The following is a 19,659-nucleotide window of genomic DNA, read 5'->3' as shown; positions in this document are numbered from 1 at the left end:
CACGGCGGTCGGACCGCGCTGTCCGTGCACGACGTCGCGAGAAGCATTGGTCACTTACTGGGGCTACTCGCTCTTCGAGGATCGACATGACATGGACTCAGAGACACCAACGGTGGCGGTGCTAAGGCATGTCCGACGGCTCGTCATCCGGCGGACCCTCCGAGATTCGTTGGCGCCGGTGGAAGCAGTCCTTGCGCCGCAAGCACGTCGTCTCCGTAGGCCGCTGCCCAGGCGCCCAGGGCGCGGATCGGGGTGAGCAGGGCGGTGCCGGCCTCCGTCAGCGCGTAGTCGACGCGGGGCGGGGCCTCGGCATAACGGCGACGGTGCACCAGGCCGTTGCACCCGAGCCGCCGCAGCGCCTCGTTGAGCACCTTGGGGCTGATCCCGCCGATGCGGCCCTGCAGCGCACGCGGGCGCATCGGGCCCGCCTCGCCGAGGACGTAGATGACCACGCTGTCCCAGCGGTTGGCCAGTACCTCCACGGCGATGCGCGCCCGGCAGTCCGCCGCGAACGGTTCCCCGCCCAGGTCGTCCCCGTCCCCATTCACCTGTCCCATGCGGACATCCTGCCCCGGCCGATGCCTACCAGCCGGTGTGCATCGGCTCCCCTAGCGTCCATGGCATGACATTCCACGACGCGAACGGGAGCAGGACGATGCGCATCGGCATTCTCGGCACCGGCGCCATGGCAGCAGCACTGGGCGGGGCCTGGGTTCGGGCCGGACACGAGGTCATGGTGGGGGGCCGCAACGCCGCTTCCGCCGCCGCCACGGCCGTCCGCATCGGGGCCGCCGCGCACGGCTGCCTCGCCGAGACGGCACGGTACGGCGAGGCGATACTGCTCGCCGTCCCCGCCGACTCCGCACCGCAGTTGGCCAGGGAACTGGCAGCGGACCTCGCCGGACGGACCGTCCTCGACTGCACGGTGCCGATGCAGCCCACCAGCGACGGCGGCCCGGTCCTGTCCACCGCCGGAGGTACGGACTCAGCCGCCCTGCGTATCGCCTCAGCCGCGCCCCACGCCCATGTTGCCAAGGTGTTCGGCGTCTGCCACGAGAGCATCTGGACCGTGCCACAACCGACTTTCGAGGGTGCTCCGCTGGCGGTGCCCTTCTGCACGGACGCCCCGCCCGCCGACGCTGTGACGAGGAAGTTGATCACGTCGATGGGCTGCACCCCTCTACCGTGCGGCGGTCTGGAGCGGGCGGCGCTCCTGGAGGCTGCAGCGGTCTTCGCCATCGGCGTGTGGTGGTCCGGCAGCGAAGTCCGCCACGTCTTCCCCGCCCCAGCCCTGGCCCCCGGCGCCGTCGACGACTAATGCCTGTCCGACGGGTCGCCTGACTGCGCGGTTTCGGTGTCGTTCCGGCCAGCGTGGAGCGAGGCGACCCGTCGGATCGGGAGTGGGTCCGGCTTGATCCGCATTTGCCGAAGAACAGGGGCCGGGCGGCCGGTGGACGTGCCACCGGAAGGTGATCAACGGAATCTGGATCCGGCAGCGGACCGGCATCCCGTGGCGACCTGCTGCCGCGGTTCGGCGCCCCCCTGCACGCGCGGTTCGCGCGCGACGCGCACCCTCATCCCTATGGAGCGGACACACCGGCCGACGGGATGTAGGGCCCGCCGAGCTGAAGCCCACGTGCACAGCACGCAGCCTTTGGCGTCATCGGTGAGATGCGGTAGATCGTGGCCGCAGAGGGGGGCGCTCGCCGTCCAGCGCTCGTTCCGGTTCAAGCAACCCCCGCGGGCGCGAGGCAGTCTTGCCAGGCAGGTGTCGAGGTGGGGCAGTGCCCGCGCCGGCCGCCGGAATACAGGGTGGAAGACGATGTGTTGAGTGCCTGAGTGAGGGTGGAGATGACGAATCTGAACACCGTGGTGACGTGGGTTGACGCGCGCGAGAGGCTGCCTTGGAGCGGTGCACCGGTGGCAGCGGCGATCACGGGCAGGTATCCAGCTGACAGGGCCACTGAGTCCGAGGCCGACACAGCACTGGGCGAGGAGTTCTGGCTGGTGAGGCCCATGGTCTTCATGACTCTGCACTGGAGTGAGGACGGGGCTGAGCACAGGGACTGCTTCGTCGACTCCGACGGGGTTGTCCGCTTGGCCCACGGTCTCGCCAGTGCCGAAACCGTGACGCACTGGGCCGAGCTGCCCACCCTGCCGCGCGGGACGACGCACCTCGTCCTCGGGAAAGGCGTGCAGTCAGCCCTCCAGAACGCGTGGGACGCTCCCCCCCTCACCTGAACCACACCCTGATCGGACACGTGGCGGGTACATACGTAGCCGGTCGGTCTACAGGAGCCGGTTACCAGGCACCGCGCAGGGTCTCCCTCTGAGCCCTGGGGGCCGAGGCGCTCACACCGTGGTGGCCAGCTGCCCAGGCACCGCCGTCAAGGCCATCTCGTAGGTGGACGCGGGCGGTTGAGCCAGCGTGAGTGACCAGACGCCCCCTCAGCAGCCCTGGTCCCCGAGCGGTTCTCCCCACAACCCCAACGTGCCGGGCGCAATCAGCTTCACCGTGTTCGTACCGCGCGAGGGGCTGCAGACCCGGCGAGACCCGAGGCGGCGAGCTGGGCGATGACGGTGGGGACCGCCCGTTGGCGTACGCGTCTGCGGCTGGTTACTTGACGTCGACCCGTCCTACCCGGTCGGGACCGGTCGTCAGTGCCTCGCACGTGATCTGCCACGTGGGGGCACCGGAGTGGAGCTGGGTGTGGAGGTAGGCCGCGGTGAGCCGGGCCAGGGCGGCAACTCGCTCGGGGTTCTCGTCGGTGGTCTCGGCGGCGTCGTATCCGGCGATCCCACCGAGTCCGTGTTCCGCGTCGAACAGGGTGAGCAAGGTCTTGGGTCCGGGGGCGAGGGTGTAGGGGTCGGCGTGCCAGTGCGGCCCCATGTCCGTGAAGTGCCGAGAGTCGTCCTTGTCGCCGGCGACGACCAGCGCGGGTGCGGTCATGGTGGAGAAGTCGACGGCCCCGATGATGGGCCATTGCTCGGCCATGGGCCCGTTGAGGACGTCGCCGCCCCTGCCGGGCGCGGCGAGCAGTACACCCGCCTTGATCCGGGGCTCGACGAGGTGCACCACGTTTCCACTGTCGGGGTCGGTGAGTCCGGCGCCCAGCAGGAGGGCAGCGGTGAAGCCACCGAGCGAGTGCCCGGCGAGGGCGACCTTGGTGCGGTCGATCCGTCCGGCGAGCTGCGGCACGGCGTTCTCGATCACGTCGAGCCGGTCGAGGATGTGGGTCATGTCCTCGGCGCGGGAGCGCCAGAAGTCGGGTGCGCCTGGTGCGTCGGCGACCAGGTGGCTCAGTGTCCTGGAGGTGAGGTGGGTGGGCTGGACGACGACGAATCCGTGTGCCGCCCAGAAGTTGGCGAGCGGCGCGTAGCCGTTGAGCGAGGAGAGGTTGTTCGAGGGGCCGTGGCCGTGGGAGAGGAGGATGACGGGGAGGCTGGTACCGGTCATGGGGGCGGAGACGCGCACCTGGAGGTCCACGGGACGTCCCGGCACGGAGAGGACTACGGGGCTGAAAGACAGGACCGGGACGGCTGTGTTCAAGGTGTCAGCGCTGGTGGCGGTGGATGTGCTCACGATGCGGGCTCCCTTTCGGTGGCGGCTACCGCCTGCCCGGTCTCCGGCGGCCGGCGGGCGGACAAGGCAGTCAGGAGCGCGCCGTTTCGGATAAGCTGAAACGGAACGCTGCTCCATTTACTATCTGGAGCGGTGCTCCGTTTTGTCAAGCGGCGTGGAAGGAGAACGTCATGGCCACCGAGGACCCCGCAGGGAAGTCGCCGCCCCGAGGCAAGCGGTCCGACGCCCAGCGCAACCGGCAGACGGTACTCACCGCCGCCGCCGAGGTCTTCGTCACCTCCGGTGTCGACGCCCCGATCCGCCAGATCGCGGCCCAGGCAGGCGTCGGAATGGCCACGATCTACCGCCACTTCCCGACCCGGGCGGATCTGGTCACCGCCGTCTACCACCACCAGATCGAGGCATGCGCCGAGGCCGGCCCCCGTCTGCTGACGAGTGCCGACTCCCCGCTCGACGCACTGCGCCAATGGATCGACCTTTTCGTCGACTTCCTGGTCACCAAGCACGGACTCGCCGACGCCCTGCAGTCCGACAGCGACCGCTTCGCCGCGCTGCACGCCTACTTCCTCGACCGCCTGCTTCCCGTCTGCGCCCAACTGCTCGACGCCGCGGCCGAGGCCGACGAAATCAGGCCCGGCACGCAGCCCTACGAGCTGATGCGCGGCATCGGCAACCTGTGTATCGGACGCGGCAACGACCCCCGGTACGACCCCCGGCGCCTGATCGCCCTCCTCCTCCAGGGACTCCAGCAATCTCAGGCGTGCTGATGCCGACGAGCGACATAGAGACCACCTGACCCGTCCCTGACTTCCACGCGATGCGAACGGCCGCATCCCGACAGGCCGGAGACCCGGCAAGCAACAATGCCCCTGAGCCGGTGCCGCCACTTCTCATGAGCATCAAACACGGACTCACCAGGATGCTGCTCATCGTCGTGAACATCCGCTGCCATAACTCTGGCTCTGGCTCAGCTTTTGTGTTCGGTTACTGTGAGCGACAATCAGGTGTCGACCTGTCCGAGGAAGAGAGAGCGCCTGATGATGCCGCCCTTCTGCGTCATATGCCGTGTTCCGTACCAGCATTCAGACTTTGAATACGAGGACTTCACCCTCGTGAGCTTCCGGCCCACAACGACGTATCCGGATGACTGGGCTGGTCACCCGGAGCACTGCGAGTGGTTCTGCCCCTCACATCTGCCCCTCACAGAGGGCCTGACGCATCTGCCGGCCGTGGAAGCCCTCGCACACATCCAGGCGAACCTGCGCGAGACGACAGACCAGGGAACCTAGAGGCGGCCCAGGAGCGCGACCGAACGAAGACTCAAGTCATCACTCAAAGTGGCCGCATCACAGAAGTTGAGCCAGAGCCGTAACTCGTGAGCAAAGCCAACACCCCGAGTGGCACGCCGAGTTCGGCGTGCAGCACAGAGAGACGGACGCGTGGCAACACCGGCATCGCGCTCCGTGTCGACTCAACAGACCGGTATCCGGATCGGCACAGCGCCGCGAAGCGGCAACCCACCCGAAGCCGCACCAGACAACGGCCCGGCACGCGGGAATCGCCCTCCTTCAGGTGGGCGAGGATGTCAACCCGCCATGCCATGCGGGGTCTTGCCCGTTCGACGCCACCTCATGTGCCGTCGTGACCTCCAGTCTGGACGGCGGCAGGGCGCCTGCGAGGATCCCTGGGTGCAGGGGTCCGTTCGGACCGTTTCGGCCAGCTCCGATCGGTTCCCTGTCGCGAACAGTGCGGCGCTGACGAGCGTAGCGAGCAGGTCGATGTCGGAGCCCGATTCGAGTCGGACCGTGATCCAGCCGGATGCGGTGGGCAGCTTGAGGGCGCTCGACCTTTGCAGTGCCGGGCGCAGCCGGTCGATCATGCCGTGGGTCAGGTGTACGTCGACCTCGTTGCCGCCGTGGAAGTGGACGATTTCCTGGGTGCCGGCGCTAAAGCAATGCCGTGCCCCGCAACGCGCACGACCCCGCGAGAGCGCCGGCCAACCGGCGAGACGTGCGTTTGCGTGTTCGACCAGGTTCATATCGTCAGCGTGCCCAATCCCGGCCCAAGGGCATAGGGCTGCGGCAAAGGGATCTCGAATCCGGGCGGGGCAGCTGTCCCAGCGCGCAAAGCCGTGCGCAACTCGCCGCTTCCACTTCATCGGCCGTCCACGGCCCCGGTAGACACCGGGCTGAGGCTGGGATTCCGAGGAAGCCAAGATGTCGAGATGTTCAGCGCCGCCCACCCGAATGGGTAACCGTCGAGCCGGCCTGCGGCCGATACGGGGGGCCGCAGGCCGGTCCTCCCTGCGGAGCCAGGTCCGACGGAGACGGGATGCCGCACCATGCTGCGTTACCCTCCTTGACCGCGGCAAGGCACCCCGGCCTCAAGGTCTACCAATGGACCGTAGCCCGGCGGCGTTGACCGAGGTACGGCCGGGCGGTGTGCTGGCCAAGGTGATGCGGGCCGTACGGCCATTGTTCGGAGAGGGCCAGGAGGCGCGTGCAGCGCTGCTCGAGCTGCTGGGGCCCAATGCGTGGCTGCCCGGCGGCCACCGGGTGATCCTTGCGCCGCTGCGAGGGCGTCGGCGGGTGATCGGTGCTGCGGTCTTTCTGCGTCGAATGGGCACGCCCGTGTTCCAGCAGGAGGATCTGCTGGTTGCGTCACAACTGGTGTCGCACACCGCGCTGGGTGTGGACAAGGCGGGGATTTACGGCCGGGAAGCGCATATCGCCGATGCGCTGCAGCGCACGATGCTGCCAGGTTTTCTGCCGCAGCCGGCCGGGGTCCAGTTGGCCAGCCGCTACCTGCCGGCCGCCGAGACGGCGCGGGTAGGTGGCGACTGGTACGACGCGTTCCCGCTGTCGGACGGCCGGGTGGCGCGGGCTGTTGGCGATGTTATGGGGCACTCGATGGTTTCGGCGGCGATCATGGGCCAGCTACGGATGATCACGCAGACGCTGGCGGAATTGGGTCTGCCCCCCGCAGGAGGTGCTGCGGCAACTCGGCGATCAGGCCCAGCGGGGGTGGGACTGGTTGGCGACGTGCCTGTACGCGGTCTACGACCCGGTCGGGCAGCGGATCACCATCGCCAACGCGGGCCATCCGCCGCCGTAGATGCTGCACGGCGTCGGGCGCGCGGAGGTGCTGCGGGTACCGCCGGGCGCGCCGCTCGGCGTCGGTGGGGTGAACTTCGAGGCGGTGGAATTGGACGTTCCGGCGGGTGCCACGCTCGTGCTGTACACCGACGGTCTGATCGAGTCGCGGATCCGCGACGTGTGGGCAGGCATCGAGCAGCTGCGGGCGCGGCTGGTGGAGTCGGCCTGGCTGACGCGCCCCAAACCGCCGCCGCTGGAGGCGCTGTGCGAGGAGGTGCTGGACATGCTCGGCCCCGGTGACCGTGATGATGACGTGGTGCTCGGGAGGGCAGCCTCGTCAGGAGCTGTCCGTTGTGCCACGAGCAAGGTGACGCCACCGTTCGCTACAGGCTGCTGGTGCCCGTCGCGCCGCGGCACCATCGAGATGGGTAGCAAGGGCATCGACCAGCTGGCGTAGGGCGAGGAACCCCGACCGGGTACCGGCTGTGTCGTCGGCTTCCGAGACGCGGGTGGTCGGTGCTCGCCCCGTTCGCGAGCGGATGGACGTGAGACAACGTGAGGGGTACATCGGGGCGGCTCCGGCCGCTGACCGCAAGCGCGTCGTGGCCGTAGTTCTGGTTCCTGGTAAGTGCACTTACCAGGAACCAGAAGCGGCTGTGGCGCAGCTAGTGAGTCTTGCGCTTGGGGGCCTTGGTGACCCTGTAGGTGTCCATCCAGGGGTTGAGGGCGGTACTTGTGCCCTTCTTCACCCACTCCTGGTTGGAGTTCGATGAGCAGACCAGGTAGTCGCCGTGCCAGTTCCAGAAGCCGCGCTCCTGGTAGACGTCGAACTGGTACTGCTTGTAGATCATCCCTGCCCGGACCCGGTACTGCACCTTGTCCGGCAGCTCGATTTCGGTCGTGTCGGTCACGGTCTGGGTCCTGTTGACCTCGAACCCAAGACCGGCGCTGATTTGCTCGTCGCTTGCGCCGAAGGTGGCGCTGACTTTGCTGGAGACTTCGAGTTTGAACTCAAAGATCTTCTTCCCCGGGCCGGGGATGCTGGTCTGGGCGGCGGGGGTGTCGGGCCATTCGTAGACCGTCTTGAGGTACTTCTTGTTCCTGATCTGCACCGCGCCGGTCGAGCACGACATGCCCTGAGCCTTGGACTTCTTCGCCGACCGGGCGGCTCCGGCCTGGGTGATGGTGTCGGTGGTGGGCGGGTTCTCGCCGCGGAAAAGGTCGGGGGTGCCAGCGGTGATCCCGCCGGCCAGCAGACCGGTGGCGACGGCGGCTACCGCCAGCGCGCGGGTCCTTCGGGTTCGGGTGAAGTGCATGGTGATGCTCCTTCAAGAGAGTGAGTTGGGAGGCAGCTGGGTTCCTTCTTCAAGGGCACCTCGGCTGCTGTCGCGCTGCCCGCGGTCGTCGACACCGGTGGTGGCAGGGCTGGCCCGGCAGCGGCGTGGCGACGCTTTCGACTGGGGGCGTCGCCCGGCGGTGCGGGGCGGTGCAAGAAGCGTTGCCGGGCGGTGCGGGGTGGGGCAACAGCTTGCGGCGTCTGGGACAGTCCGGGCCCGTCTACGCTGGTCAGGGGTGGTGCCGAGGATGTCTGGTCGTTAGATCCGAGGGGGTTTCCTGAGCATGGACAGGCCGGGACTGTCCCGGACGGGCGAAGATCTAGCGGGACACCTTTGAGACGAAACAACCTCCTTGCCAGGCCGCGAACTACGCGGTCTTTTCGAGGAGGTGGCATGGAACAGCAGACGCTCCGGCCCCGGCGGCAGGTGCCGAAGAAGCGGACCACGAGGAAGGGGCTCCGGTCGGCGCCGGGGTCGCACCGCAGGCCTCGCACCCTCGGCGTGGGCGCGAAGAAGGTCCGCAACGGCATGGTTGTGGTGGCGGGACTGGCTGTGGGGTTCGTGCTCTCGGTGCTGGCGGGCGTGCTGCTGGCTGTGCACGGCCCGTCGGACTCGTCCGCGGCCGGCGGACCGTCGCTCACGTTGCGGCCGGAAGCGCCGGCGGTGCCCAAGTCCGCGCAGGCGCACCCGGCCAAGCCCGCCGAGCCGGACTCGGCCAAGGCCAAACCCGCGAAGATCAAAAGGATCGTGCTGCTGCCCGGTGACACGCTGTGGGAGCTGGCGCGCACGCACGGCACGAGGGTGAAGCAGTTGCAGCGGCTCAACGGTCTGGGGTCGTCGACCCTGATCTACGCCGGGCAGCCGCTGCGCGTTCCTGCGAAGCCGGACGCTTCCACCCCCACCCGGCCGAAGGCGACCACGCCGTCGGTGACCGCACCTGCGCCGGGCCGGCAGCCGAGCACGACGCCCACCTCCAGGCCCGCCAAGCCGACCAGGTCCGCGGCGAGCGCCGTGGCCTATGCCCGAGCGCAGTTGGGCAAGCCCTATGTGTGGGGCGGTGTCGGACCTCGCGGCTTCGACTGCTCCGGCCTGGTGATGCGGGCCTGGCAGGCGGCTGGGGTGACGTTGCCCCGCACCACCTGGGGGCAGATCCACGCCGGGACCGCCACCACCCGAAGCCGCCTGGTGCCCGGTGACCTCGTCCTGTCCTACGGCGGTGGGCACGTCGGGCTGTACATCGGTGACGGACAGGTCATCCACGCCCCCCGGCCCGGCACCGTGGTCACCGTAGCGCCCCTCCCGGACACCGCCCACGTCGTCGGATACCGCCACATACGCCAGTGAACGATCCGTAATCAGTGCGGATGGCGGGTTCTGGGCAACAGATGCCCCCGATCCTCGAAGGTGACAGACAGATGCTGGAAAGAGCGCTCATGTACCGATCAACTGCCTTTAGGCTCCCTTGGTACTCACGAGACAAGGGAGCGGTGATGGGACAGGGGCCCGACCCGGCAGTGGCAGACAGCCCCGCACAGTTCGTGGAACTGATGCGGCAGTTACGCCGCTGGGCGGACCTGAGTTACCGGCAGCTGGAACGCAACGCCACCGACGCCGGCAATGTCCTGCCGCGCGCGACGATCTCCGCCGCCCTGAGCCGCAACGAGCTGCCCCGCGCCGAACTCCTGGCCGCCTACGTACGGGCGTGCGGTGGCGACGACGACACGGTGGCCGCATGGCTCGACGCACGCCGGCACCTGTCCATGTCCGGCACCGCCTCCCCAGAATCCGCCGGCGAAGACAGACCGCGGACTGATGCCCAGAAGGGCGACGACGCACCGCAGAAAACGGTGCCGACCCCCGTAGAAGCAGCCGCCAAAGAGCAGAACCCGGACACCGACCCGGCCGGCGAACCGACCTCTGGCGACCCGGCCGAGGACACCACCGATCCTGCAAGCGCTCAGTCGAATTGGCGTCGGCAGGGACCGCTGGTCGCTATCGCCGCGTGCACCGTCGCGGGAATACTGGCGCTGGCGTTGTTGCCGTCCAACGGCAATTCGGACGACAGTGCTGGCGGCGCGCCCCGGCACGGCAAGACTCCGCCCAACACGCGTTCCCAGCAGACAACTTCTTCGCCCACCGAGCACCGGACGGCCGACGCCAGGCCCTCAGGCTCCCCCACCGTCTCGCAAGCTGAACCGGAGAAGACGGCCGCTCCCCGTCCCAGCCACAGGCCCACGCGGGCCCCCGTTCGTATGCCGGCTTCCGGCTGGACCCGCATACACCCGGCATCCTCCCCCTCCCTCTGCCTCACCGAGGGACGCGAACGCAACGGTCGCACCGATCGGGAAATCGCTGTTCAGCACTCGTGCGCGGACGCCCCTCTGCCCCGCGTCTACCTCGAAAAGCTCAGCGGTGAGACCTACCGCATCCAGTGGCACAACCCCGACCCGAGCAAGGGCATCGGCTGCCTGACCGTCGACGGAGCCTCAACCACCGCCGGAGCACTGCTCGCCCCCCGGGACTGCGAGGACAGCAACAGCCAGAAGTTCCGCCTGGAAGCCTCCGGCGGCGGCATTCGACTCCGGCCCCTGCACAGCGGCCTGTGCGTGGGATTCCTGCCCCCGGTCACAGCCGGGGCCGAAGCCGTGCAGGCCAACTGCACCGGAGCCTCCAGCCAGGCATTTTCCTTCACCGCAAGCTGAGACCGCGAACCATACCCCGGCGGTGTTCCGGCGGAGCGGCACATCCCGCTCGGCGGTGGTCACAGCGTTCAGGCGGCCTGCGGGATTCTGCGCAGTGTCCGGGCGACTCGCGGGGCGAAGGCGCGAGTACTGACATCGGCTGTCACGGCGAGTGGTGCCCGGGGTCTTCCGGCCGACGGCGTACAGGCTGTCGGAGGGCTTCAAGCAGGTGCACCGGCAGGTTCGCGACGCTGACCACGCCTCTGTCCAGCATGAATCTGACGGTGGCCAGCTGCCGTTGCTCCTTGGCCTCCACCCGCAAGGTCTGGAGAAATTCGGCGGCATGCTCAGGGTTGCTGGCGAGGTAAGAGGCAAGTGCGTCCGTGGTGTCCGTCAGATCTGGCGGCACGACTTCTTCGAGCGGCGTCTCAGCCAGCGCTGCCTGTCGCCACATCTCGTCGAACCGAAGGAGCTGCTCCTCCGGTGTCGTCGTCCGGGCTCTGCTGCCGAGGATCTCGACGAGGGCGTCGATCGTGTCCAACCGCGGCAACGATGTGCCGGTCAGAGCAGTGTGCACTGTGCTGCGGGAGATGCGTTTCCTCGTCTCATCGCTGAGGGCACCAACTCGCCTCGTCCCGGGGCGGATCGGCCCCCTCGGGGCCGTGTGACACGCCCGGGTAGGCTCTTCGGGCGATGTCGTAGGACACACGGGGGATGGGGTTCATGCCTGCATCTGTTGCGGGTGCGGGGGGCCGGGCGCGCGGGAGCGCCATAGGCCCCTATACGGTGCTGCGGGGGTTGGATGACGAGGCGTCCGGCATACCCGTACCGGAGCGGCGGTTCATCGGCCGGAGCGCGGACGGCGACCGTACGGTCCTGATCGGCGTGCCGCTGCCGGGCGCCGACCGGGACCGCTTCCTGGCCGAGGCAGCGACCTCGCGCTATCTGCTCGGCCCCTGGTCCTCACCGGCCACCGAGGTCGCCGCCCCCGGTGACGCCCCCTGGCACGCCCGCCCGTATGTGCCCGTGCTCCCGCTGCCCGCTGCGCTCACCGTGTACGGCGGCCCGCTGCCCGAGGGCACCGTACGGGCCATCGGCGTGGCCCTCGTCGAAACCCTGGTCATCGGGCACGGGCAGGGCCTGGCTCATGCCGGTGTGTCGCCCGCGGCCGTGCTGCTGGCGGCCGACGGGCCCCGGCTGACGTGCTTCGGGGCGGTACGGGCCGCCGCCGGGGACGGTACGGCGCGCTCCGGGCTGCCGGGCCTGGAGTCGGGCAGCCTGCCGCCGGAACAGGCGACGGGCGGGCAGCCGCATCCGGCGGGCGACGTCTACGCACTCGGCGCGACGCTCGCCTATGCCGCGACCGGCTACACCGTGCCCGAGTGGGAAGAACTGCCGGCCGGCCTGCGGACCGGCATCACGGCCTGTCTGTCCCGGGACCCGGCGGCGCGCCCGCGGCCCGCCGAACTGCTCGATCTCCTTGAAGCGGGCGGCCCGGCCCCCGCGTCGCCCGTCCCGGCTTCCGGACCGATGTCCCCCGACACCGTGCTCCTGAGGTCCACAGACCCGGCCGGCCGCGCCGCCGCCCTGCTCGGTCCCGGCTGGCTGCCCGGCCGGATCATCGCGGCCCTCGCCCGCCAGTCGGCCGAGCTGCTCGCCGCAATCCCCCCGGTTCCGCCCGCCCCACAGGACTGACGCCTCCATGCCGTTTCCCCTCGCCCACGACGATCCGCCCGGCCTGGGCAGCTACCGCCTCCTCGCCCGGCTGGGCAGCGGCGGTATGGGCACCGTCTATCTGGCCCGTTCCCCGGGCGGCCGCACCCTGGCGCTCAAGACGATGCACGCCCGGATCGCCACCACCACCGAATTCCGTACCCGCTTCCGGCTGGAGGCGGATGCCGCCCGGGTCCTCGGCGGCCGATACGGCGCCCAGGTCGTCGAGGCTGATCCGCTCGCCGAGACCCCCTGGATGGCCACCGAGTACGTGCTCGGCCCGCCGCTCGAGGAGGCGGTGGCGCTGGCCGGCCCGCTGCCCGAGGTGACGGCCCGCGCCCTCGGGGCGGCGCTGTGCGGGGCGCTCGGCCAGCTGCACCGCTCGGACGTCGTCCACCGCGACCTCAAACCGTCGAACATCATGGTCACCGCGGACGGCCCGAAGGTCATCGACTTCGGCATCGCCCGGGCCCTCGGCGACGACCGGCTGACCCGCACGGGCGCCGCGGTGGGCACCCCGGCATTCATGTCGCCGGAGCAGGCCACCGGGCAGGAGCACACCCCGGCCGGAGACGTCTTCGCGCTCGCCGGGGTCCTGGTCTTCGCCGCCACCGGCCGCGGCCCGTTCGGTGACGGACAGCCCGCGGACCTCCTCTACCGCGTGCGCTACCGCGAGCCCGACCTCACCGGCGTCCCGGCCGCCCTCGTCCCGGTCCTGGCCCGCGCCCTGGCCAAGGATCCCGCCGAGCGCCCGTCCACCGCTGAGCTGGCGGCTCAACTCCACAACGGTGACGGGGAGTTCGCAGACCATCTGCCGGATGCGGTGCTGGCGGAGATCGGTCGGCGGGCGAGCGAGGTCTGGCAGCTCGTGCCGCAGCGGCTGCCCGCACCGCCCAACCAGCCGGCGACCGTGCCGTCCGCCGATGTCCCCGCCGCCCGCGGCCTGTCCCGCCGGGGACTGCTGCTGGCGGGCGCGGGCTCGGTACTCGGCGTGGCGGGCGCCGGGGCGGGGGTGTGGGCCTGGCTGGGGCGGGGCGAGGCGGCGCCGGGGCCCGCCACCGGGCCCGGGTACACCAAGCCGAAGCCGGGGCCGAGCGTCAGCGCACTGAAGAAGAAAAAGCTGGACTCGGTGTGGCAGAAGCAGATCAGCGGTCCCGATGACGACCAGAATCCTGAAGTGCCCCTGGTGGCCGGGGACCAGGTCGTCATGGTGTCCGATGCCGAGGCGCGCGGGGTGGACCCGAAATCCGGTGAGACGCGATGGACGTTCTCGCTGTCCTTCGACGAGAGCTGGGAGGTCGCCTCGGACGGCACCCATGTCTACCGGATCGCGCGGGCCGAGGAACGGGTGGCGGGCAGCGCGTTTCCGAAGTCCGTCTCGTGGTTCCTCACCCGCGTCGACCTCGCCACCGGCAAGGAAGGCAGACACCTCGCCCCGGTGTCGGACGACCAGGACAACGGCCTCATCAGCCGGCTGCTGGCCGTCGCCGACGACACGGCCTATCTGGCGGTCTCCCGCGGCAAGGTCAAGAAGTACGAACGCGAGCTCCCCTGGTTCGTGACGGCACTCGACCTCACCAAGGGGAGCCGGAAGTGGATGGATCCACTGCCGTTCCGTTCCGCCAAGAGCGACGAGCACCACGTCCTGTCCGCCAAGGTCGTCGGCAACCTCCTGGTGACCCTCCAGCAGATGAACGATGCCAAGGTCCGGATCGTCGCCCGCGACCTCCGCACCGGGAAGGTCGCCTGGGACAAGCCGTGGAAGGGCGCCGACCGGCGGCTCGTACGGGATCCGCTGACGGCCGATGGCAAGCATCTCTACCTGGGCTACGGCCCGTTGCGGGCGCTGCGGCTGAGCGACGGCGGCCAGGTGTGGGACACCTCCGGCAGCCGCCCCGGGAAGACGTACGGACCGCCGGCCCTCAAGGACGGTGTGCTGTACGCGGTGGAGGAGGACCTCGGCCTGGTCGCGTTCGACGCCGGCAGCGGGAAGCCGCGGTGGACGGAGAAGAGCTGGGAGGGCAAGTCGGCGGACCACCTCGTCCGTCCCGTGATCGGCTCCGAGTACGCCTACTCGTACAGCTTCACCGGCAAGTTCCTGCGGGCCGTCGGCCTCACCTCGCACACCACCGAGCAGCTGTACAAGACCAGCGGGACGAAGTTCACCGCCCATGAGAAGAGCCGGATGGTCATCGCCTCCGGGCCCGACTTCCTCGCGGGCTATCCGCTCCGCTGAACCCCCGCCCCTGCTCCGAGGCCCGCAAACCGGCCGCAAACTCGTGCGAAGGACACCACCCATGAAACCGCTCGGCACCGGCGACCCGCTCCGCCTCGGCCCGTACCGCCTGCTCGGCGTGCTCGGCGAGGGCGGCATGGGCAAGGTCTACGTCGGCCAGGACACCGAAGGCACCGTCGCCGCGGTCAAGGTCCTGCGGCCCGAGCTCACCGGTGAGGAGAACCTCGCCCGCCGCTTCGTCCGCGAGGCGCAGGCGGCGACCGCCGTGACCGGCAAGGGCGTGGCCCGGGTGCTGGGCACGGAGACCAAGGGCGGACGCCCGTGGATCGCCACCGAGTTCCTGGCCGGTCCGACCCTCGACGAGGCCGTCGAGGCGTACGGTCCCTTCGACGAGCCCGCGGTCCGCGCCCTGGCCGCGTCAATCGCGCACACCCTCGCGGACATCCACGCCACCGGCCTGATCCACCGCGACCTCAAACCGCCGAACATCGTGCTGACCTCGGACGGTCCGCGCGTCATCGACTTCGGCATCGCCCGCCCCGAGCACGGCCTGACCCTGACCACCGCCGGACAGGTCCCGGTCACCCCCGGCTACGGCGCCCCCGAACAGGTCCTGGGCCGCCGGGTCGCGGCCCCCGCCGATGTCTTCTCACTGGGCGCCGTCCTCGTCCACGCGGCCAGTGGACGGCGGGCCTTCGACGGCGGTCATATCGCCGCCCTCCAGTACAAGGTCGTGCACGACGAGCCCGATCTGACCGACGTCCCGGAAGCGCTGCGCCCGCTCATCCTCCCCCTCCTGGCCAAGGACCCGGCCGACCGCCCCACGCCCGCGCAGATCGCCAGGGGCTTCGCACCACCGCGCGGCGCCGAACGGGCCTGGCGGCGCGGCCCGGTGAGCCAGGCGATCAAGGAACGGGAGAGCGGCATCCATGAGCTGACCACCGCCCTCGACGGCGGCGCGGCCCCCGGGCAGGTCTCCCGCCGCCGGCTGCTCACCGGCCTGGCGGCGGGCGGGGTGGTGCTCACCGCGGGCGGCGGGGCGGCCGCCGCCTGGTGGCCGCGGCCACCGAAGCCACCGAAGAAGAAGGTGGACCTCTTCGCCTTCCCGCCGGCGGCCAAGACGCCCAAGGCACACCTGCTGAACGCGGATGACGGCGACTTCATCGTCGGCGAACCGCTGAAGGAGCTGTGGGCCGTGCACCTCCTCGCCGAGGACACCCCCGCACCCCTGCCCGTCCGGGACGTCATCGTCTTCGGCACCCGCGGCGGCGGGATCGCCGCCCACAACGTCGTGGACGGAAAACGGCGTTGGGCCGCCCCCGACATCAAGGGGACCGGCCGCTATCTCTCCCTTTCGGACCGCCTGCTCGCCGCCGTCGACAGCAAGGGGACGCTGCGCACCTTCGTCCCCACCACGGGGGAGCGCCGGTGGACTGCCGACGTCAGCGCGGAGAAGTTGTTGGCCGCGGACGACGAAGCCGTCTACCTGGTGACCAAGGACAAGCGTCTGCGCGCCGTCGGCCGCTCCGATGCCAAGATCCGCTGGACCGCGCCGATCGACAAGCCGTTCCGTGCCAAGGTCAGCCCGCCAGGCGTCGCCGCCCACGGCCGTCTGGTCGTGGGCACCCTCGACGGCAACGTCCTCGCCGTCGACACCGCCACCGGCCGTCGCGTATGGGACCTGCGCGACCGCTCCGACACCTTCGTCCGCCCCACCCTCTACGGCGACACCGTCTACCTCAACGGCATGTCGATGACGGCTCGCAGGATCACCGACGGCAAGGAGCGGTGGACGGTCAGAAAGCGTGCGATCGCGAGCCTGCATTCGCCGCCGCCGATCGTCGAGTGGGGCCCGGTGACCGCCACCGCGGACGCCCTGTACGTCACGAACCAGGGCTACAGCGACGACGCATCCTCCCTCCCCCACAAATACAAGCGCAGCGACGGCAGCCAGGGCTTTCAGCTCCGCGCGACCTCCAACATCCACACGCCCGTCGTCGCCCAGGGGAACGCTCTCTGGTCGATCGTCGCCGACACGTTCAACGAAGTCAGTGCAGTGAGCGTGGAGGACGGACACCAGATGGCGACGTACGAGGTGGGCGAGGCCGACCGCCAGTGGCTGGTGGCCGACGGCAACCGCGTCTTCGCCATGAACGACGACTCGCTCTACGCCCTGCCGGTGTTCTGACCCCCCGTCCAAGCGCCGCCCTCCCCGCCCGCTACTTCACCGGCGCATCCACCCGCAGAAGCGAAGGGCCCCGGCTTCATTGCGATGCGCGAACAGGGAGGGAGCAGGCCAGCGTTCGGTGACCGTGGGCATGTTCACCCCCAGGAAGCCGCCGCTTACTTAACCGCCGTACTCGCCGCGCACAACCGCCAGGAGCCAACTGACCAGGTCAACAGCCTCGCTGTCGACCTGGGATACCTGCCCCTCGCTTTGGCTCAGGCCGCCGCCTACATCATCGACACGGATCTGGCCTGTTCCTCCTACCGGGAGATGCTGGCCGACCGGATCAGGGCCCGCCAGACCGCCGACCCGTCCACCTCATGCACGTCTTCGGTATCGCCGCCGAGACCGCAATGAAGTACATCGACACCGCCCACCCCGAACGCCGGTCCACCCTCTGGCGATGACAAGCTGTGCCACAACCCCAAGGGCGCAGCTTCTCAGCGCAGCCGTTGTATCTGCGCAAGCAGCCGGGCCTGTTCGAGCTTCAGCGACTCGAAAGAGTTCCGTAGGTAGTCGTCCAACTCCCTACGCGGGAAATTGCCAGCGATCGACACATGATCGTCGACCTGGACGGAGTCGAACCCGTCTTCCTGCCAGCGGGCGACGATGGGTTCATAGCAGGCCACATGCGCGCACAGCTCCTTCAGGGGCTCTGGGATCGTGTCCTCGCGCAGCAGGTCGGCATGGGAGACCACCGTCTCGACCATGCGCCGGTTGAGTGGCATGAAGACCGTCGACATCCACAAGCGCCAGGTGGCGGCCTGCTCCGTGGTGACTGGGGCCAACGCAGTCCACACGTTCCCGCCCCCGGCGACGAAGAACTTGCGCCAGGCCCGGTCCACGGCCTCCGACTGCGCATAGAGCGGACCGTAGAGCTCGCTGAGCTGGCGGTTGACCCGATCCAGATGATCCTTGCGGCGCGCCAGACGCAGATTCGTCAGGTATGTGGCCGCGTAGCCGGTAGCCGCCACGAACACCGTAACCACCAGAGGGACTACAACACTCAGCTGCACGAGCAACAACGCTACCCAGGGGCGGACACAGGTGTATGCGAATGCGGGCAACCGGATCATCCGGCTCTGTGGATCACCGAGTGCGGGGGCCGCCTGCAAACCACCCCGGGCGGTCGTCTGGTCTTCCATGTCTTCGCCGCGCTCGCGGAGTTGGGCCGCGAACTGATCGTGCAAGGCACGCACGAGGGCATTGCGGCCGCACGCGCCCGCGGAGAGCGCATCGGGCGCCCGCCAGCAATGACGCCCGAGCAGATCCGGCACGCCCGAGACCTGCTGAACCGTCCGGAGAACACGGTCACCTCGATCGCAAAGCTGCTCGGGCTCTCCCGGACGACGCTGTACAAGTACGTCCCCGAGCTCGCCGCGGGGCGGGATTCCCTCATCGCGGGGGACGGGCCAGCACTGCCCACTCCGCGACCCTGAACCGCACCGGCCGCTGAGGCCCTGCAACCGGCAGGAGGTTCGGAGCGATCTCGGTGGGTGTGAATCTTCCTCTGCCCCGGTCCGGCACCGGCCAGCGCGGCCTGCGTCTGTGGCACGTCTGGATCGTCCTGCCCGTGGCCTTCGCCACCGCGACCGCCGTGGCCGCCGGTGCATTCTTCGTCGGCTGGGAGCTCCTCGGCGCCCAGGGCCTGAAGCCCGAGCGCCAGCTCAGCGCCACCACGCTGTTCGATCTGGTGAAACTGTCCTTCGGGGGGGGGGGGCCGGAGCGGGTGCCCTGGTGGCCCTGGTCGTGGCCTACCGGCGCCAGCGGGTCGATGAGGACGGCGCCTTGCGGGAGGCCACCCGGCTGCATACCGAGCGGTTCACCACCGCCGTCTCCCAACTCGGCCAGGAGTCCGCCGCGGTCCGCCTCGGCGGCGTGCACGCCTTGGCCGGCCTTGCCGACGACGCCCCCACACCAGCCCTGCGCCAGACCTGCATCGACGTCCTGTGCGCCTACCTCCGCCAGCCCTACACCGCCAAGGCCGATCTCCCGGCAGACGACGCGGACGCACTCCACGGCTACCTGGCCTTGCGAGAGGTCCGACACACGGTCATCCGCCTCATCCGTGACCACCTCCGCATCCGCCGCAACCACTCTCACTCCTGGCAGGGGCATCACCTGGGCTTCACCTTCAACGGCGCGGAGTTCTCCGGCGGCACCGTAAGTTTCTCCGCGGCGCGGGGTAACGCGCCTGTTGGCCTGTTGCCACCACCCGGTCAAGCCGTGCCAACGGGGCTGAGCCTTCCTGCGGTGTGGTACCCGAACAGGCCCTGACCTTGTCTTTTAACCTTCGTCAGTCTGGGTGCCTCTTCGTTGCGGCTTCGTGAGCCGCGAGTTCTTCCGGTGTGCCCAGGAAGGCAGGACCGCAGCCCGCGGGAAGACGCTGGACCACCATGGCGATGGCCTCCTGTGCTGTAGCTGCCGGGCCAACAGTCTGGCTTCGGAGGGGACCAGAGACCCAGTAGGTGCCCCCAGCGGCGGGCTGAATGTACGGGATGTCCCAGGTCCACCGTCGTTCGGTGCAACGGCTGAAGTGAAGTTCTCCCATCCCGGTCCAGGGGAACAGTTGCCGCAGGCAGGGCTCGGCGTAGGCCGCTTCCCACAACTCCACCCGTACCCGCCCGTCGTCTCGTACTGCCTGCCAGCCTGCGCCAACGACGGCTTCGTGCGCTGCATCCCTGTTCACGTCACCATCGTGCACGAGGGGCGCGGCCGACCGTGACCGCCTGATTGATCGAATGGTCCCTCGAACTTGATCAATCGGGATGGGAAAGGCCGGACGCG

17 protein-coding genes and 1 pseudogene are annotated in these 19,659 nt (G+C 69.5%); 11 read left to right on the top strand and 7 right to left on the bottom strand.

The features are described from left to right. Positions 1–143: 143 nt before the first annotated feature. Positions 144–557, bottom strand: coding sequence for a winged helix-turn-helix transcriptional regulator (locus ACGF4C_RS20310; RefSeq protein WP_393567973.1), 414 nt, complete (start codon positions 555–557; stop codon positions 144–146). A gap of 65 nt (positions 558–622) precedes the next feature. On the opposite strand from ACGF4C_RS20310, the gene ACGF4C_RS20305 reads away from it, so the two are divergent. Beyond that, complete coding sequence (locus ACGF4C_RS20305) at positions 623–1,318, top strand: NADPH-dependent F420 reductase (protein WP_393567971.1); 696 nt, start codon at positions 623–625, stop codon at positions 1,316–1,318. A 533-nt stretch (positions 1,319–1,851) separates the two neighbouring features. Then, entirely contained in the window at positions 1,852–2,241 is a 390-nt protein-coding gene (locus ACGF4C_RS20300; RefSeq protein ID WP_393567970.1) for an AQJ64_40280 family protein, read from the top strand. Between the two features lie 376 nt (positions 2,242–2,617). On the opposite strand, the gene ACGF4C_RS20295 is transcribed toward ACGF4C_RS20300, so the two are convergent. After that, complete coding sequence (locus ACGF4C_RS20295) at positions 2,618–3,583, bottom strand: alpha/beta hydrolase family protein (RefSeq protein WP_393567969.1); 966 nt, start codon at positions 3,581–3,583, stop codon at positions 2,618–2,620. Positions 3,584–3,753: 170 nt separating this feature from the next. Between ACGF4C_RS20295 and ACGF4C_RS20290 the strand changes: the two genes are divergently transcribed. Beyond that, positions 3,754–4,350, top strand: a complete 597-nt coding sequence (locus ACGF4C_RS20290) for a TetR/AcrR family transcriptional regulator (protein WP_393567968.1) — start codon at positions 3,754–3,756, stop codon at positions 4,348–4,350. A gap of 818 nt (positions 4,351–5,168) precedes the next feature. Here the strand turns inward: ACGF4C_RS20290 and ACGF4C_RS20285 are convergent. Then, positions 5,169–5,621, bottom strand: coding sequence for a luciferase family protein (locus ACGF4C_RS20285; RefSeq protein WP_393567966.1), 453 nt, complete (start codon positions 5,619–5,621; stop codon positions 5,169–5,171). Positions 5,622–5,994: 373 nt separating this feature from the next. Between ACGF4C_RS20285 and ACGF4C_RS20280 the strand changes: the two are divergent. Beyond that, positions 5,995–7,021, top strand: a pseudogene (locus ACGF4C_RS20280) (PP2C family protein-serine/threonine phosphatase); the annotation flags it as partial. Positions 7,022–7,343: 322 nt separating this feature from the next. On the opposite strand, the gene ACGF4C_RS20275 reads toward ACGF4C_RS20280, so the two are convergent. Next, positions 7,344–7,994, bottom strand: coding sequence for a DUF6426 family protein (locus ACGF4C_RS20275; protein WP_393567965.1), 651 nt, complete (start codon positions 7,992–7,994; stop codon positions 7,344–7,346). 414 nt (positions 7,995–8,408) lie between these two features. Here ACGF4C_RS20275 and ACGF4C_RS20270 point away from each other — a divergent pair, with 414 nt between their 5' ends. Together ACGF4C_RS20270 and ACGF4C_RS20265 are read left to right on the top strand one after the other, a co-directional pair. After that, complete coding sequence (locus ACGF4C_RS20270) at positions 8,409–9,359, top strand: NlpC/P60 family protein (protein WP_393567963.1); 951 nt, start codon at positions 8,409–8,411, stop codon at positions 9,357–9,359. Between the two features lie 194 nt (positions 9,360–9,553). Beyond that, complete coding sequence (locus ACGF4C_RS20265) at positions 9,554–10,717, top strand: hypothetical protein (RefSeq protein ID WP_393567961.1); 1,164 nt, start codon at positions 9,554–9,556, stop codon at positions 10,715–10,717. Positions 10,718–10,859: 142 nt separating this feature from the next. Here ACGF4C_RS20265 and ACGF4C_RS20260 read toward each other — a convergent pair whose 3' ends face one another. Then, complete coding sequence (locus ACGF4C_RS20260; protein WP_393567959.1) at positions 10,860–11,237, bottom strand: hypothetical protein; 378 nt, start codon at positions 11,235–11,237, stop codon at positions 10,860–10,862. Between the two features lie 182 nt (positions 11,238–11,419). Between ACGF4C_RS20260 and ACGF4C_RS20255 the strand changes: the two genes are divergently transcribed. From ACGF4C_RS20255 to ACGF4C_RS20245, 3 genes are all read left to right on the top strand, one after another. Next, positions 11,420–12,391, top strand: a complete 972-nt coding sequence (locus tag ACGF4C_RS20255) for a serine/threonine protein kinase (RefSeq protein ID WP_393567957.1) — start codon at positions 11,420–11,422, stop codon at positions 12,389–12,391. 7 nt (positions 12,392–12,398) lie between these two features. After that, positions 12,399–14,645 carry a PQQ-binding-like beta-propeller repeat protein gene (locus tag ACGF4C_RS20250; protein ID WP_393567955.1) on the top strand — a complete coding sequence of 749 codons (2,247 nt, stop codon included), beginning with the start codon at positions 12,399–12,401 and terminating at the stop codon, positions 14,643–14,645. Between the two features lie 61 nt (positions 14,646–14,706). After that, positions 14,707–16,833, top strand: coding sequence for a serine/threonine-protein kinase (locus ACGF4C_RS20245; RefSeq protein WP_393567953.1), 2,127 nt, complete (start codon positions 14,707–14,709; stop codon positions 16,831–16,833). 479 nt (positions 16,834–17,312) lie between these two features. Here ACGF4C_RS20245 and ACGF4C_RS20240 read toward each other — a convergent pair whose 3' ends face one another. Beyond that, positions 17,313–18,149: a hypothetical protein gene (locus ACGF4C_RS20240; protein ID WP_393568038.1), complete on the bottom strand. Its 837-nt coding sequence runs from the start codon at positions 18,147–18,149 to the stop codon at positions 17,313–17,315. Here ACGF4C_RS20240 and ACGF4C_RS20235 point away from each other — a divergent pair. After that, complete coding sequence (locus ACGF4C_RS20235) at positions 18,039–18,311, top strand: helix-turn-helix domain-containing protein (RefSeq protein WP_393567951.1); 273 nt, start codon at positions 18,039–18,041, stop codon at positions 18,309–18,311. The two genes, ACGF4C_RS20240 and ACGF4C_RS20235, sit on opposite strands and share 111 nt — an antisense overlap. A 298-nt stretch (positions 18,312–18,609) precedes the next feature. Continuing rightward, positions 18,610–19,149, top strand: coding sequence for a hypothetical protein (locus tag ACGF4C_RS20230; RefSeq protein WP_393567949.1), 540 nt, complete (start codon positions 18,610–18,612; stop codon positions 19,147–19,149). Positions 19,150–19,168: 19 nt separating this feature from the next. On the opposite strand, the gene ACGF4C_RS20225 is transcribed toward ACGF4C_RS20230, so the two are convergent. Next, positions 19,169–19,561, bottom strand: coding sequence for a DUF6193 family natural product biosynthesis protein (locus tag ACGF4C_RS20225; RefSeq protein ID WP_393567948.1), 393 nt, complete (start codon positions 19,559–19,561; stop codon positions 19,169–19,171). Between the last annotated feature and the right edge of the window lie 98 nt (positions 19,562–19,659).

Source organism: Streptomyces sp. NPDC048197, assembly GCF_043202395.1.
GTDB lineage: Bacteria > Actinomycetota > Actinomycetes > Streptomycetales > Streptomycetaceae > Streptomyces > Streptomyces siderophoricus.
Note: the sequence above shows the minus strand (reverse complement) of the source record. Positions and strands in the feature narration are given on the sequence as shown.